The sequence below is a fragment of the Propionicimonas sp. T2.31MG-18 genome (genome assembly GCF_964266745.1).
GTDB lineage: Bacteria > Actinomycetota > Actinomycetes > Propionibacteriales > Propionibacteriaceae > Propionicimonas.
The window spans coordinates 530,950-545,857 of record NZ_CAXWGX010000012.1 but is presented as its reverse complement, the minus strand read 5'-3'; the positions used below and the strand labels follow the sequence as shown (position 1 = coordinate 545,857).

12 protein-coding genes are annotated in these 14,908 nt (G+C 67.6%); 3 read left to right on the top strand and 9 right to left on the bottom strand.

Annotated features, from left to right (window positions below):
* Positions 1–92 precede the first annotated feature (92 nt).
* The 3 genes from ACFQQJ_RS07540 to ACFQQJ_RS07530 are packed head-to-tail and all read left to right on the top strand — an operon-like array spanning position 93 to position 3,213.
* Positions 93–1,463, top strand: coding sequence for a hypothetical protein (locus ACFQQJ_RS07540; protein WP_377105363.1), 1,371 nt, complete (start codon positions 93–95; stop codon positions 1,461–1,463).
* A gap of 32 nt (positions 1,464–1,495) precedes the next feature.
* The gene (locus ACFQQJ_RS07535) at positions 1,496–2,191 is read left to right on the top strand and encodes a response regulator transcription factor (protein WP_377105362.1); all 696 of its coding nucleotides are present in this window, start codon (positions 1,496–1,498) and stop codon (positions 2,189–2,191) included.
* Positions 2,188–3,213 carry a sensor histidine kinase gene (locus ACFQQJ_RS07530; RefSeq protein WP_377105361.1) on the top strand — a complete coding sequence of 342 codons (1,026 nt, stop codon included), beginning with the start codon at positions 2,188–2,190 and terminating at the stop codon, positions 3,211–3,213. Before ACFQQJ_RS07535 ends, ACFQQJ_RS07530 begins: the two co-directional genes overlap by 4 nt.
* 16 nt (positions 3,214–3,229) lie before the next feature.
* Here ACFQQJ_RS07530 and ACFQQJ_RS07525 read toward each other — a convergent pair whose 3' ends face one another.
* The 9 genes from ACFQQJ_RS07525 to ACFQQJ_RS07485 form a co-directional block, all read right to left on the bottom strand.
* Positions 3,230–4,276, bottom strand: a complete 1,047-nt coding sequence (locus ACFQQJ_RS07525) for an NAD-dependent epimerase/dehydratase family protein (protein ID WP_377105360.1) — start codon at positions 4,274–4,276, stop codon at positions 3,230–3,232.
* A 658-nt stretch (positions 4,277–4,934) separates the two neighbouring features.
* The gene (locus ACFQQJ_RS07520) at positions 4,935–5,498 is read right to left on the bottom strand and encodes an RpiB/LacA/LacB family sugar-phosphate isomerase (protein ID WP_377105359.1); all 564 of its coding nucleotides are present in this window, start codon (positions 5,496–5,498) and stop codon (positions 4,935–4,937) included.
* Positions 5,495–6,523: an ROK family protein gene (locus ACFQQJ_RS07515; protein WP_377105358.1), complete on the bottom strand. Its 1,029-nt coding sequence runs from the start codon at positions 6,521–6,523 to the stop codon at positions 5,495–5,497. Before ACFQQJ_RS07515 ends, ACFQQJ_RS07520 begins: the two co-directional genes overlap by 4 nt.
* A gap of 22 nt (positions 6,524–6,545) precedes the next feature.
* Positions 6,546–7,436, bottom strand: coding sequence for a YdcF family protein (locus ACFQQJ_RS07510; RefSeq protein WP_377105357.1), 891 nt, complete (start codon positions 7,434–7,436; stop codon positions 6,546–6,548).
* A gap of 18 nt (positions 7,437–7,454) precedes the next feature.
* Positions 7,455–9,545, bottom strand: a complete 2,091-nt coding sequence (gene tkt / locus ACFQQJ_RS07505; protein WP_377105356.1) for a transketolase — start codon at positions 9,543–9,545, stop codon at positions 7,455–7,457.
* Between the two features lie 293 nt (positions 9,546–9,838).
* The gene (locus ACFQQJ_RS07500; RefSeq protein WP_377105355.1) at positions 9,839–10,867 is read right to left on the bottom strand and encodes a carbohydrate kinase; all 1,029 of its coding nucleotides are present in this window, start codon (positions 10,865–10,867) and stop codon (positions 9,839–9,841) included.
* Positions 10,868–10,942: 75 nt separating this feature from the next.
* Positions 10,943–12,055, bottom strand: coding sequence for a sugar-binding protein (locus ACFQQJ_RS07495; protein ID WP_377105354.1), 1,113 nt, complete (start codon positions 12,053–12,055; stop codon positions 10,943–10,945).
* Positions 12,056–12,081: 26 nt separating this feature from the next.
* A complete protein-coding gene (locus ACFQQJ_RS07490) occupies positions 12,082–13,329 on the bottom strand; it encodes a sugar ABC transporter permease (protein ID WP_377105353.1) in 1,248 nt (415 codons plus the stop codon).
* Positions 13,326–14,903, bottom strand: coding sequence for an ATP-binding cassette domain-containing protein (locus tag ACFQQJ_RS07485; protein ID WP_377105352.1), 1,578 nt, complete (start codon positions 14,901–14,903; stop codon positions 13,326–13,328). Before ACFQQJ_RS07485 ends, ACFQQJ_RS07490 begins: the two co-directional genes overlap by 4 nt.
* Positions 14,904–14,908 lie beyond the last annotated feature (5 nt).

The window sequence follows — 14,908 nt, the reverse complement described above, 5'->3', positions numbered from 1 at the left end:
GGGATCTTGCCGGAATCGGCAGGACCTTACGAGAGTCTTTCGGGCGCCGCCGACGCGGATCCCGCGACGCCGAAGCGCCCTAGCGTCGCGACGTGAGGACCACGCCCGCCGAGTTGAGTGCCACGCTCGCTACGGAACGGGAGCGGCTCACGGCCGTTGACTGGACGGTGCTCGCGGGGTCCCTCGGCCTGGTGTGGCTGGCCCACGTCGTCGGCCGCGCCATCGAGGCGTCGGGGACGATCATTCTGCTGCCGTTCCCGCCGATCTTCGCCGAATGGGCGCCGCACGTCTCCTGGTGGACCCTGCCGGCGGCAGCGATGCTGGTCGCCGCTGCCCGCCTCCAGCAGATCGCGGCCACGCTCCGGTGGGGCACCCTGCTGGCCGCCGGCTGGGCGGTGGGGTTCGGCTGGATCTTCTCCCTCGCCTCGGTGGACGGGGACTGGGCCACCAAGCTGCTCTCGCCCCACGAGTACCTCCACGACGTCCCGCTCGTCGGCGACCCGTGGGCGTTCCTCCGCGGCTTCTCCGAGCGGATCGTCAACGTCCCCGACGCCTGGACCACCCACGTGTCGGTCCATCCGCCGCTGGCGACCCTGGTGTTCTGGTTCCTCCAGCAGGTCGGTCTGGGAGGTCCGGCGTGGGCGGCCCTGTTCTGCATGGTCGTCGGCAGCCTTGCGGTGCCCGCGTGGGCGGTCACGCTCAGGGCGCTCGGCGCGCCGGGCACGGCCCGGCAGTTCGTGCCGTGGGCGGCGGTCTTCCCCGGGGCGGTGTGGATCGGAGTCTCGGGGGACGCGGTGTTCCTGGGCGTCGCATCGTTGGCGGTGATGGCCGCCTGCTGGGGCGCGGTCCAGCGACGCCCGCTCGCGTCGCTGGCCGGCGGGCTGTTGTTCGGCGCCCTGCTCTACCTGTCGTACGGCCATGTGCTCTACGGCATCGTGGCTGCCACCGCACTTCTGCTGTCGGCACGCAGGGCGGGGTGGTCGGTGGTCCGCTGCGGCTGGCTGCTCACGACCGCAGGGGTGGGCGCCGTGGTGGGGTTCTTCACCCTCGCCGGCTTCCGCTGGTGGGAGGGTCTGGCGCAGACACAGGTCCGCTACTACCAGGGGATCGCCGACTCCCGTCCCTACAGCTACTTCGTCTGGGCGAACCTGGCCGCCGTGGTGGTGTGTGCCTCACCGATCATCGCCCTCGCCCTCGTCCGGGCCGTGCGTACTGTTGCCGGCGCGCACCGGCAGCGCCTCGAGGCGGCGCCGGCGTGGCTCGCCCTCGCCGGCCTCGCGGTGATCGGGCTGTCGGACCTCAGCGGCCTGTCCAAGGCCGAGACCGAACGGATCTGGCTGACGTTCACCTTCACGGTGTGGGTCGCCGCCGGCCTCGCGCCACCGTCCTGGCGCCGCCCGGGACTCGTCGCCGCCGGCCTGTGGGCCCTTGCGGTGAATCATCTGCTGCTGACTGAATGGTGAACGGGGTGGAGCACGAACAGGAAGGAATCGGCATGCCGGCCACGCGCGTGCTGGTGATCGAGGACGACCCGACCACGAGGGATGTCCTGCGCCGCTACCTGACCCGGGCCGGCCTGGAGGTCAGTGAGGCCGACAACGGGCTCAGTGGCCTGGACGCGGCCACCCGGGAGGCGCCCGACCTGGTGATCCTCGACCTGATGCTCCCCGGCATCGACGGTCTCGACGTCTGCGAGCGAATCCGGCGGGCCAGCGACGTGCCGATCATGATCCTCACCGCGCTCGGCAGCGAGTCCGACCGGGTGGTCGGGCTGGAACAGGGCGCGGACGACTACGTGGTCAAGCCGTTCTCGCCGCGGGAGGTGACGTTGCGCGCCCAACGGCTGCTGCAGCGGTCCTCGCCCCGGTCCGCACCGTCGGCACCGCTGGTCGACGGGGACCTCGTCGTCGACCTGTCCGCCCGCCGCGCCAGCGTGGCCGGTCGCGAACTGGTGATGACGGCCCGCGAATTCGACCTCCTCGCCTTCCTGGTCGCTCACCCGAACAAGGCGTTCCGCCGGTCCGAACTCCTGGCGAAGGTGTGGGACTGGGACTTCGGTGACGACTCGACCGTGACCGTCCATGTGCGCCGGCTGCGGGAGAAGGTCGAGCCCAACCCCGCCAACCCGGTCCGGCTCCAGACGGTCTGGGGCGTCGGGTACCGGTACCAACCGATGGGAGACAGTGAATGAGCGAGGCCTTGCTGCACATCGCGCCCTGGGCACTGCTCACCTGCGCGGTGACGATCGTCGCCTTGTGGCTCCTGCTCAGGACCTTCCGGCGCCATCTCGGGCTCTCCCTTGCCCTCGTGGTGGCCTTCCCGCTGCTGGCCGCCCTCGGCTTCGTCGTGGCGATCAGCGGTTTCATGTTCACCGAGCAACTCGGCTGGACGTTGGTCACCTGCCTCCTGGTCGCGGTGATGCTCGTGCCGGGCTCGATCCTCATCGGCCAGCAGTTCGCCCGCCGCACTCTCGCCATCGAGATGCGCCGGGCAGAGGAACGTGCCAGGGAGCAGAGCCACCGGGAGCTGATCGCCTGGATCAGCCATGACCTCCGAACCCCCCTCGCCGGCATCAAGGCGATGGCCGAAGCCCTCGAGGACCAGGTGGTGGAGAACCCGTCGGAGATCAGCGACTACGGCGCCCGGATCGGACGGGAGTCGACCCGGCTCAGCGCGATGGTCGACGACCTGTTCGAACTCTCGCGGATCAGCAGCGGCGCGCTCGAACTCCGGGTGGAGCCGATCGCCCTGGACCAGCTCGTCGAGGAGACGGTCAGCAGCCTCCGGCCCGTCGCCGCCGGCCGCGGCGTCCACCTGGACGTCGACCTGCCGGGACTCGTGGGCATGGGGTCGGGACGCGAGATGGAGCGCGTGGTGCAGAACCTCATGGTGAACGCGGTCCGGCACACCCAGCCGGGACGGACTGTCCGGATCCGCGGTGGGGACGATCCGTCGGGGGCCTGGCTTTCCGTCACGGACGGCTGCGGGGGGATCCCCGCCGAGGAACTGCCGCGCGTCTTCGACGTCGGCTTCCGCGGCACCACCGCGCGATCGCCGGAGGCCGCCCCGCTCAGCCCGGGGGCAGGGCTCGGGCTGGCCATCGTGCGGGGGCTCGTCGCCGCCCAGGACGGGACCGTGTCGGTCCGAAACGTGCCCCAGGGCTGCTGCTTCACCGTCCGGCTGCCCGCGGCAGCCCTCGCGCGGGCGAGCTGACCGCCGCGAGGTCAGGTCAGGCGCGCAGGGGCGCGGACGCGAAGTCCGCGATCCCCTCGTCGAAACGGACCCGGGCGACGAACCCGAGCTCGGCCCTGATGCGTGCCGGGTCGGCAACGACGTGGCGCACATCTCCGGGCCGTCCACCGCCCACCACCAGCGGCTGGGGTCCGCGGAGTTCCCGCGTGAGCGCGCTCGCCAGGTCGAGCACCGTGTGGGGCTCCCCGGACGCGACGTTGTAGGCACGGTGCCCTGAGGCGACCCCGGCAGCAAGGCTCTCCAGCGCCTTCACGTTCGCACGGGCAACATCGTGGACGTGCACGAAGTCGCGCATCTGGCCACCGTCCTCGTAGACCCTGGGTGCCCGGCCCGCTGCCAGTTCAGAACGGAAGATGCTCGCGACCCCGGCGTAAGGGGTGTCGCGCGGCATCCTTGGCCCATAGACGTTGTGGTAGCGCAGGCTGATCGCCCGGCCCCCGGACTGCTCGCTCCAGGCGATCGCGAGGTGCTCCTGAGCCAGTTTGGTGGCGGCGTAGGCGTTGTGCGGTTTCAGCGGCGCCCCCTCCCCCACCAGCGCCCAGGTGACCTGCTCGCCGCACACCGCGCAGCGAGGTTCGAAGCGGCCCGAAGCCAGGTCCTCGATCGCTCTCGGGCGTGTCGCCACGTCGCCGTGGACCGGGCACACCTCCCGTCCACCGCCGTAGACCACCATGGAGGAGGCCTGCACCAGGTCGTTCACCCCGGCCCGAGTCATCGCGGACACCAGCGTTGCGGTCCCGACGACGTTGTGGGAGGCATAGTCCGGGGCGTCGTGGATCGTCAGCCCCAGGCCGACCATCGCAGCCTGGTGGCACACCGCATCGACCCCCCTCAGCAGGCCGGCCAGGCGCGACTCGTCGCGGACGTCGACGACGTGGAGGCCGTCGTCCACCCACGCCGGACGGGAGCGATGGGCCCTGTCCAGCAGGAGGTCAACGGCCAGCACCTCGTGACCCTCCAGGCGCAGGAGGTCGACGATCGTCGAGCCGATGAAGCCGGCAGCACCGGTCACAAGAACCCGCATGCGCTCAGTCCAGCCCACCGCACTCCACATGGCGAGCGATCCGGCCGCTCCGAAAGAACCTCGTAAGAACTGATTCCTGAACCGCCCCGGCGTGGGCGGAGGCTCTGGTCCACCACCTCCACCCGCACGAGCGGCCGCCACACCGCAGCGTCCCCGGCGAGCGCTGCCGGTGCCGCGTCAAGGTCGTCCAGCGGATGCCCGGCGGCGAGCCGGCGACGGTGGGCCTGGGCCTGTCGGTTCACGCGGTCCAGACGTCGGCTCAAAACGGAGGAAACCCCTTGCCAGATTCCTGGCAAGGGGTTTCACCTTGTAGCCCCGACGGGATTCGAACCCGCGCTACCGCCTTGAGAGTTCGCCACAGGCTAGGTGCAGCTGGTTCTGGAGCATGTTCTCGGCGCCAATGAGCGTGGCGACCAACGCGGACAGCAGCCCGAAACGTCCCCGGCGCGAACCGACTGTGTTGGATCTGTGTTGACCTCCATCCGGAAATCGAACAGGGTCCGTGGCACAACTCGCCAAACCTCGGTTGATTAGGGCCTAGTTGGGCGAGGGGCAGGGCGTGATCGGCGGCGGCAGCCCGCACTACCCCTTCGCCCAAGTGGAAGGTCCGTCGTCCTCGAGCGATCAGCCCTGCGTCCGGTGGCTGAGCGGCTAAGCACTAGAAGGACAGCCCTGGCGGCTCGGGACCGAGCCAGGGCTCGCCCGCGTTGGGCACGCTGAAGCCATTCCCCCGAAACGCCTCGTAGTCGAAGGCATCGCATTCGCGATACCCGAGCTCGTGATAGTCATAGAAGCCTTCCCACCGCTCGTAGCCGTTTCCGAGGTATCCCTCTAGGAACGCGTCCGCCATCGCACAGGCCAGCGGCGGAGCGGTCCACAGTGCACCCATCGCCAGCAGGTTGGCACCGTTTGCGGTTGCAGCACGCCGCGCTGCCTGAATGGTCTCAGCCACGGCGGCGTGAACATGCGGACACTTGCTGGCCGCGATGTGGCTCCCCATCCCCGTACCGTCGAAGACGAGGGCCTTCTCATACATGCCCTCGGCGATCCGGGAACCGACCAGGAACCCGACTCGGTGGTACATCAAGGTGCTGTCGAGGGTCGGCGTGAGGTCGTCAACCGTCCACCCTCGGATGGCGAGGTGCGCCTTGACGGCATCCTTCAGTGGGAGGCCACAGAAGTCGGCACCAACTACGACGTACTTGTCGCGTGCCAGCCTCATGCCCACTCCACGCTGTCCACACCCGCGCGGGTCCAACGTCCGGCGCTCGATATCGAAAGCGCGGCGGTCGCGTCGGAGGCGACGAGAGCTGCGCCGATGGCGCCGGCCCACGGTCCGAGCATTGCCTTCCTGAGGTGCACGCTGGTCGGGTGGTCGAACATGATGAGTGCCTTCATCTTGTCGAGCAGCGGGTGGAAGAGTTGAGCCTCGGCCTCGGCGATGCCGCCGCCGATTACGAAGGCGTCCGGGCACAACAAGGTGTGGACGTTCGCAAGCGCCACCGCGAGATGCGCGATGTAGGTGCCGACTGCAGACACGGCGGCGAGCTCCCCTTGCGCCGCGCTCCTGAACACTGCCTGGGCGGACGGGAGCCCGGTTGCGGTCACGAGCGCCTGCGTCTTCACGAACGTCTCCGCACAGCCACGGTTCCCGCAGCCGCACCGCGCACCACCAAGGCTGACGATCTGGTGCCCGAGTTCGCCGGCGAACCCTGAGGTGCCCTCCAGTAACGACCCATTGACGACGATTCCTCCCCCTAGGCCGGTGCCTAGGGTCACGCCGACAACAACTCGCAGTCCGCGGGCAGCTCCCAGACGTGACTCGGCGAGCGCGAAGGCGCGGGCATCGTTGACGATCGACGTCTGAACACCAGTGATACCGGACACGATGTCGACGGCAGGGACACCGTGCCAGACGCCAGGGAGGTTGGGCATAACGCCGGTGACGCCCGTGCGACGATCCACGGCGCCGGGAAGCGAGAACCCGAGGGTGGCAGGCGTGGCCGATCTGTCGAGGTGGCCCCGCGCTATCTCAGCTACCTGCTGCAGGATCTCGACCGGCGTCGTGCCGGTCGTGGCGCACTCGGCTTTTTCGATGACTTCCGGGGTGCCGGTGGCCTGTGAGAGGACGACGGACTTGATGTTGGTGCCGCCGACATCGACGCCCACGAACCTCGTCGCACCGGAAGGCGCGCTGCCAGGACCGCCAGGAGTCGTCTCGACGTCGTAGGGATTGTGGATCAGCATCAGCGCACTCCTCGTGGGTTGGTCACATCGCCACCGCCCAGCGAGAGTTCGCTTGTCGAACGAGGCTGGGAAAGCGGCTGCTCAGGAATCGGTGGGCATGGCTCACCTTGTCGGGAATCTCAACGCGTGCGATGAACCCCCGGCCATTCGGGCCGTAGCCGGCATCGTCGTCGGTAAGCCTCGGGATCTCTCCCAGCAGGAGCGACACGTACTGGGACATGTGCCACATTCCGGCGGGCGGGCGCTCGAACTGCAGGCGGCCGTGCGCGGCCACCACACTTGCCGAGTACGCCGCGAAGTTGATCACCTGGTGACCGGGCGGAAGGTGCTTTCGAAAGCCCGCGTCCATGCGCAGCTGCATGGTGGCGTCCTGAATCGCGATGATCGTGCGGTGGGGAATCGAGAGAGTGTGAAGGAGTTCGAGGCAGTTGGTCACGTTCGTGCCGCAGTTCGTCGAGCGCCGCTCGAGAAGGTCGACGTCGAGCCCGTAGCGAAAAGAGAGGTACTGCGCGATCAGGTCCGCCTCAGACCGGCTGGCCAGAAGGCTAGGGACGTGCTGCGCGACCTCGTGGCGCAGGAGTGCAGTCGTGTGGCCCTCACCGCCGACAATCATGTAGCGGGTGGCCAGCCGACGCCGCATGGCCAGGGCGAGCAGGTCGGCGCCCTCCAAGATGCTTCCGCCGAAGAGAACCAGGACGTCGGCGTGCGTGAAGCCTGCTGTGGCGAGCCCCGAGTGGTCGAGTGACGCCAGGTCGCGACGCCCAAGGAACCCGGCAAGGGCGTTGACCGCGTGGGCGATGAGGTCGAGCTGGTCGCTCGGGATCCCGGGCCGGTCAAGGCCCGGGATCGGTTGAGCGACTCCGCGCGGGGGCGATGGTCGGTTCCGACCACCCTGTCCCGCTTCAGAGTTCATGTCGTCGCCCGCGCAGCGTCAGCGGGCCGAGTTCGCAGCGGCGATCGCCTTGCGGGCTGCCGCGGCGACGTTCTCCGCGGTGAACCCATACTTCTCGAAAAGCAGACCACCACTTGCGGATTCTCCGAAGTGGTCGATGCTCACGATCTCGCCCGCGTCCCCGACATACTCGCGCCAGCCCATCGCAGAACCGGCTTCGACCGCCACCTTGGCGACGCCGGTCGGAAGGACAGAGGTGCGGTAATCGGCGTCCTCGGCATCGAACCACTCCCGGCACGGCATCGACACCACTCGGGTGCCAATGCCCTCTGCCTGCAAGAGCTCACGCGCGGCAACGGCGGTCGAGACCTCCGAGCCGGTTGCGATCAGCACGGTCTGGAGTTCGCCCACTGCGTCGAGCAATGTGTACGCGCCTCGCGCCGAATCGGACGCTGCGGCCACCCCAGCGGCGCTGCGGTCAATCGTGGGCAAGTCTTGGCGCGACAGGATGATCGCGCTGGGTCGGCTGGTGTTGGCGAGGGCAGCTGCCCAAGCCTGGGTGGTTTCATTGGCGTCCGCGGGGCGGATCACGTCGAGGCCAGGGATCACGCGCAGTGAGGCGAGGTGTTCAATCGGCTGGTGCGTCGGACCGTCTTCGCCTACACCGATCGAGTCGTGCGACCAGACGAAGATCGAGGGCACTTTCTGCAGGGCTGCCAGGCGCACCGCGCCCCGCATGTAGTCGGCGAACACCAGGAAGGTGCCGCCGTAGACGCGGGTCAGGCCCGACATCGTGATCGCGTTGAGGATGTTGCCCATCGCGTGCTCGCGGATGCCGAAGTGCAGCGTGCGGCCGCAGTAGTCGCCCGCGAAGTCGTGGCTCGACTGGTCGGGCGGCAGGAACGACGGCTGGCCCTTCATCGTGGTGTTGTTGCTGCCTGCGAGGTCGGCTGAACCGCCCCACAGTTCCGGCATCACGTTGGCGAGCGCCGTCAGCACCGCACCGGACGCCGCCCGGGTCGACATCTTGCCGGCCGGGAATTCCGGGAGTGCATCGGCCAGGCCCTCAGGAAGTCGGCGGGCGCTGAGCCGGTCCAGCAGGCACGCCTGCTCGGGGTTCGCCGCGCGCCACGCTTCGAACTTCGGCTCCCATTCCGCCTTCGCATTTGCCGCACGCTGCGCGGCCTGGGCCCTGGCGTATTCGAGCACCGGAGCCTCAACCTCGAAGGACACGGCCGGGTCGAAGCCCAGGCGCTCCTTGAGGGCCGCGATCTCCGCACCCCCCAGCTTTGCCCCGTGGACGGAGTGGTGGCCCGCCTTGGTCGGCAAAGGCCAGCCGATCACCGTGGTCAGCCGGATGAAGGACGGACGATCTGTGACCGCCTTCGCCGCTTCGAGCGCGGCCCAGAGGGCCGGCAGATCCTCGGCGTAGTGGGTACCACCGTTGGTCCAGTCGACGTGCTGGACGTGCCAGCCGTACGCGGCGTAGCGGGCGGCGACGTCCTCGGTGAACGCGATCTTGGTGTCGCCCTCGATCGAGATGCGGTTGTCGTCGTAGATCACGACGAGGTTTCCGAGCTTCTGGGCTCCGGCGAGGGAGGACGCCTCCGCAGAGACTCCTTCCTGCATGCAGCCATCGCCGGTGATGCAGTAGATGGTCCGGTCGAACAGGGACGGGGATCCCCATGGCGTCGTCGGATCAAGGAGAGCTCGTTCCCGTCGAGCCGCCATCGCGAAGCCGACTGCATCCGCGACACCGGCGCCCAGCGGTCCGGTCGTGCACTCCACGCCGGCGGTGTGACCGAACTCGGGGTGTCCGGGCGTGAGCGAGCCTTCGGTCCGAAGGGCCGCCAGGTCGTCGATCTCCAGGCCGTAGCCGGCCAAGAATAACTGGCAGTACTGGGTAAGCGACGAATGCCCGATGGAGAGCACGAAACGGTCGCGCCCGAGCCAGGTGGGGTCGGCGGGATCGCCCGTCATCACCTTCTGGTAGAGCAGGTAGGCCAGTGGCGCCAGGCTGATCGCCGTCCCGGGGTGGCCGTTGCCTACCTTCTCGACGGCATCCGCGGCGAGGACACGCGCAGTGTCCACCGCCCGCTGGTCGAGGTCGGTCCAAGTCAGGGTCGTCACTTCATTGCCTTCTCTCTTCGGTGTAGCCGCGGGACCCGCGACAGGTACTCGGTGCCGGGGCTGCTGGCGGCCCGCGCGTCCCGGCTTGGGTGCGCAGCCGTGCCGGGCCCGGCCCACGCTGAGCGACCTGGCAGGGTAGGTCGCGCAACATGGGGTGGTTACCGGGCCCGGCCGGGTGTGGTGGTCGCACGAAGGGGAGGGGTTACCTTCGACGACGTCTTCCTTCTCTCAGATGGCTGGGGGCGCGCTCCTTGGCGCGTCAGGGATGCCTTGGTGGCTGACCGCAACTGGTCTCAGACTGAGCCGGCGTTGGCTCGTGAGCCCACCGAGAACAGGTCCGGCGGGATCTGGATCGCCGGGACGCTTTCGGGGTCGAGCCCCGCAACAGCGCGGTGATCCCCCAGGTCGCACAGCCATGGCGGGTCGGCACCGAGGCGGGAAACCGTGATCGCCGCGATCGTGGAGGCCATGCAGAGGGAGTCGAGCAGCGTCTCGTCGTCGATCGCTGCGAGCTGCGGCCGCTTGTCGGCACCCAAGAGGCCGTGTTCCCACAGGGCATGGATGAGTCCCGACATGAAGGAGTCGCCTGCTCCGACAGCGTCCACGAAAGATGAGCAGTAGCCGGGCAGGACACGCAGGCAGCGCCTCGCTCCGTCAACCATCCGGAAGGTCGCGGAACCGCGCTCACCCTTGGTCAGGACGACCAGGGAGCCGCCATTGGCCCACTCGGCCGCGACCGATTCCGGGTTCCGGTCCGGGTACAGCCATTCCAGGTCCTCGGCCGACACCTTGGTGACATCGGCCGCGTTCACGAGCCGCTCCACCAAGGGCCGTACCCGCTCCGGGCTCTTCATGATGTCGGGCCGGATGTTGGGGTCGTAGGTGATAGTCGCGTGCTCCCGCGACCGGGAGATAAGCGCGAACACGTCGTCGGCGCCGGGCTGGTGGATCGCACCGAGGGACGCCGCGTGGACGACGAGGGGCTGGAAATCTTCCGGCATGGGTGGCAGCGCCCAAAGCAGGTCGAAGGAGTAGTCGAGCTTGCCGTCTTCGTGCATGACGATGTTCGCCGTCGAGGTGCGTTCGGCCTGCGTTGCACCGGGTGCGAGCGTCACGCCCGACTCGTCGAGGTGTTGCTTGATGACTTGGCCGTGGTCGTCTTCTGCCATCCAGGTGACGAGCATGCTGGGGTGCCCCAGCCGGCCGAGCCCGACAGCGACGTTGAGCGGACTGCCGCCGGGGTGTTCGCTCGCTGGTTCCCCCGGACGACGGATGACGTCCATCAGGGTCTCGCCAATGACGGCGGCCATTCCTGTGGCCACGGGAGTGCTTCCTTTCCTTTGCGTGGAGTTGGGCGGCCCTGGGGTGCGGGACGCCCAACCGTCACGACCGGGGTGTTACTTCAGCAGCTCGAGCCGCTTCGGATCGTCCTTGTAGACGTCCTTGATGTTGTCCTTCGTCACCGACACGGGGGTCAGCTCGTACAGCGGCACGTCGATCTTGCCGTTGTTGGTCTTGCTGGTCGGGGCCGGCCAGGCCTCGCCCTTCTGTGCGGCGATGACGAGCTTGACTGCAGCCTCGACCAGGGGCTTGGTGGCCTTGTCGGTGGTCTGGTACTGCTCGCCCTTCCAGATGGACACGATCGACTCGTTCTCGGCGTCGAGTCCGTCGACGACCGGGATGTCCTTGCCGGCCTGCTTGCAGGAGGTGATGATCGCGCGAGCGATGCCGTCGTTGGGCGACAGCACGCCGTCGAGCTTCACGTCCTTGGGGTAGAAGCCGGAGAGCAGGGTGTCCATGCGGGCCTGCGCCTTGGCGTTGTCCCAGTCAAGGGTTGCGGCCTGTTCGAACTTGGTCTGGCCCGAGACGATCTTGATGGTGCCGTCGTCGATCTTGGGCTGGAGGATCTCCATGGCGCCCTTGAAGAAGTTCGGCGCGTTCGGGTCGGCGGGACCGCCCGCGAACAACTCGATGTTGTAGGGGCCGGCACCCTTGAGCTTGCCCAGGCCCTCGAGGAGAGCCCTGCCCTGGACGCGGCCGATCTCGACCGAGCCGTACTGCACGATCGCGTCGATCGACTTGGTGTTCTGGATCAGCCGGTCGTACCCGATGATGGTGACGCCGGCGGCCTTGGCCTTGTCCAGCACCGAGCCCAGCTGCGAGCCGTCGATGGGTGCGACGACGATGACCTTCGCGCCCTGCTCGATCATGGCCTCGATCTGGGACTGCTGCTGCGGCACCTTGTTGTCGGCCTGCTGGACAAGCGGCTTGAAGCCGGCGGCCTGGAGCTGTGAGGTGAACTGGTCCATGCCCTCAGCCCAGTTCTGGGTGCCCAGCCAAGGCAGCGAGACGCCGATGGTGGCGTCAGCCGGGAAGCCGGCGGCCGTGGAGGCCGAGGTCGACGCCGAGCCGGACGCTCCCGGCGTAGCCGGCGTCGAGCAGCCAGCGAGCGCAAGGCCGGCCAGCGTGAGCGCGGAAAGGGCTGCTACAACCCTGGTTCCGATGGTCATGCGATACTCCTCCTTCTAGTGTTTCTTTAGGCCTGGCTGGCCTCGGCATGAACCTGCGGCTTCTCCGCAGGAGCACTCCGTCTGTTACGTCCCAGGATCGAAGAGCGGCCCTGGCGCTTGTTGAGGACGTCGATCGCCACGGCGGCGAGAAGCACGACACCCTTGATCACTTGGGTCTGGTCGGCACTGACTCCGGCGAGTTGCAGTCCGTTGTTGAGGACGGCCATGAACAGGCCGCCGACGATGGTGGCGAGAACCGTCCCGATTCCGCCGGAGACTGCGGCGCCTCCGATGAACACCGCGGCGATCACGTCCAGCTCCCAGCCGGTGCCATCAGATGGCCCGGCCGCGGTGGATCGGCCGATGAACATGATGCCCGCGACGGCCGCGAGGACCGACATGTTGAGCATCGCGAAGAAGTAGGTCCGGTCCACGTTGACACCCGTGAGGGCTGCGGCGGCCTTGTTCCCGCCGACGGCGTAGATGTGCCGGCCCGTCCGGGTGTGCTGGGTGAGCACGTGGTAGAAGATCACCAGGATGCCGACGATCAGGCCCGGCACCGGGAAGGACGTCCCCTTGATGCCGCTGGCGAACAGGTAGGTGAGGTAGAGGACCACCGCGACGATCACTGCCAGCCGGACAACGACTGGCCACAGCGCCGGCTTCTCCGTCGACGAGCTGGCCTTTCGCTGCCACGCGCGGACCTGCATGAACACGAGGGCTGCGGCACCGAGCACACCGAGCACGACCGTGGGCATGTTGAGGCCGGTGAGGTCACGTCCCCAGTCGGGGAGGTATCCGGCGCCGAACCAGGACAGTTCCTCGGGGGCAGGCTTCGAGATCGAGTGCGAGACCCAGATGACGAGGCCGCGGAAGATCATCATGCCGGCGAGCGTCGAGATGAACCCTGGGATTCCCATCTTTGCCAGCCAGAAGCCCTGCCAGGCTCCAATGAGAGCGCCGAGCGCGAGGCCGCCCAGGGCCGCCAGCCACCACGGCCATCCCCAGTCGGTGGCCGCGATCGCGACCATCATGCCGACGAAGCCCGCCACGGATCCGACCGACAGGTCGATCTGGCCCAGGATGATGATCATCACCATGCCGATCGACATCGTGAACACGTAGGCGTTGCCCGCGATGATGTTCTGGAGGTTGGACGACGTGATCATTCGTCCGTGATTTATGACCTGGAAGATGATCAGGGCAACCACGACCGCCGCCACCATGGCGAACTGCTGCAGGTCGCCTCCCAGCGTCTCCCTCAGCTTCTTCATTTCACGTTCCTGTCTTCTGAGTTCGGCGTCGCCTCACGGTTCGCGCCGGTGGTCATCAGGCGCATCAGGCTTTCCTGATCGGCCTGCGCGGTGGGCAGCTCGCCAGTGACGCGCCCCTCGCAGATGGTGTAGATGCGATCGGAGATGCCGAGCAGTTCGGGCAGTTCGGATGAGATCACCACGACCGCCTTGCCTTCGTCAGCCATCTGGTGGATGAGCTTGTAGATCTCGAACTTGGCGCCAACGTCAATGCCGCGCGTCGGCTCATCGAGGATCAGGACGTCCGGCTCGGAGAAGAGCCACTTCGCCAGCACGGCCTTCTGTTGGTTCCCGCCGGAGAGGGTCGAGACGCCGGTTTCGATGCTGGGCGTCTTGATCTTGAGAGCGACTCGGTAGGACTCGGCGGCCTTCTCCTCCTTGTCGCGGTCGATCAGTATCCCTCGCAGGAGGGCCTGCTCGTTGGCGCACACGATCGTTCGCTTGACCCTGTCCAGCAGGTTCAGTCCAAGGGTCTTGCGGTCCTCGGGCACGTACGCCAGACCGGCATCGATGGCCTCACGCACGCTGGCTGCCTGGACCGGCTTTCCCTTGACCCACATCTCGCCACCGAGCCATTGCCCGTAGGTGCGGCCGAAGAGGGACCGGGCCAGTTCGGTGCGTCCAGCCCCCATCAGGCCCGCCAGTCCGACAACCTCGCCGCTGCGCACCGTGAAGCTGGAGTTGTTGCACACCATCCGGCCCGGGTTGTCCGGGTGCTCGACGAGCCAGTCCCGCACCTCGAAGATGACCTCGCCGATCTTCGGGGTGTGCTCGGGATAACGGTTGTCGAGCGGGCGCCCAACCATCAGCCGGATGATCCGGTCCTCGTCCACAGAGCCTGGGGTGACGTCGTAGCTGTCGACCGTCTTGCCGTCACGCATGATCGTGATGGAGTCGCAGACGGCAGCGATCTCGTTGAGCTTGTGCGAGATCATGATGCAGGTAATCCCCCGCTTCTGCAGGCCCCGCATGAGTTCCAGCAGGTGCGCGGAGTCCGCCTCGTTCAGGGCCGAGGTCGGCTCATCGAGAATGAGGAGGCGGGTGTCCTTGCGAAGCGCCTTCGCAATTTCGACCAGCTGTTGCTGACCGACGCCGAGCTTCTTGACTGCCAGGTTGGGGTCGAGGTCCAACTCGACCAGTGCCAGCAGCTGGGAAGCGTGTTTGCGAGCGGCCGCCCAGTCAATCAGCGGGCCCTTCATGGGCTCATCGCCGAGGAAGATGTTCTCGGCGATCGACAACTCAGGGATCAACGCCAGTTCCTGGTGAATGATCGCAATGCCAGCGAGTTCGGAGTCGTGGGTGCTGTGGAAGTTGGTCTCCTTGCCCTCGAAGATCACCCTTCCGGCGTAGCTGCCGTGCGGGTGGACACCCGACAGCACCTTCATGAGTGTGGACTTCCCGGCACCGTTCTCCCCGCAGATCGCGTGGATCGAGCCGGTCCGCACAGCCAGGTTGACATCATCCAGCGCGAGCACACCGGGAAACTCCTTGGTGATGTGCTCCATCTGGAAGATGAGGTCTGATGGACCGCTCATGGCTG

Bases quoted from the DNA above. Each gene is read 5' to 3' on its own strand.
- ACFQQJ_RS07535 (WP_377105362.1), top strand. From the start codon at position 1,496: ATGCCGGCCACGCGCGTGCTGGTGATCGAGGACGACCCGACCACGAGG.
- ACFQQJ_RS07530 (WP_377105361.1), top strand. From the start codon at position 2,188: ATGAGCGAGGCCTTGCTGCACATCGCGCCCTGGGCACTGCTCACCTGC.
- ACFQQJ_RS07525 (WP_377105360.1), bottom strand. From the start codon at position 4,276: ATGCGGGTTCTTGTGACCGGTGCTGCCGGCTTCATCGGCTCGACGATC.
- ACFQQJ_RS07520 (WP_377105359.1), bottom strand. From the start codon at position 5,498: ATGAGGCTGGCACGCGACAAGTACGTCGTAGTTGGTGCCGACTTCTGT.
- ACFQQJ_RS07515 (WP_377105358.1), bottom strand. From the start codon at position 6,523: ATGCTGATCCACAATCCCTACGACGTCGAGACGACTCCTGGCGGTCCT.
- ACFQQJ_RS07510 (WP_377105357.1), bottom strand. From the start codon at position 7,436: ATGAACTCTGAAGCGGGACAGGGTGGTCGGAACCGACCATCGCCCCCG.
- ACFQQJ_RS07495 (WP_377105354.1), bottom strand. From the start codon at position 12,055: ATGACCATCGGAACCAGGGTTGTAGCAGCCCTTTCCGCGCTCACGCTG.
- ACFQQJ_RS07490 (WP_377105353.1), bottom strand. From the start codon at position 13,329: ATGAAGAAGCTGAGGGAGACGCTGGGAGGCGACCTGCAGCAGTTCGCC.
- ACFQQJ_RS07485 (WP_377105352.1), bottom strand. From the start codon at position 14,903: ATGAGCGGTCCATCAGACCTCATCTTCCAGATGGAGCACATCACCAAG.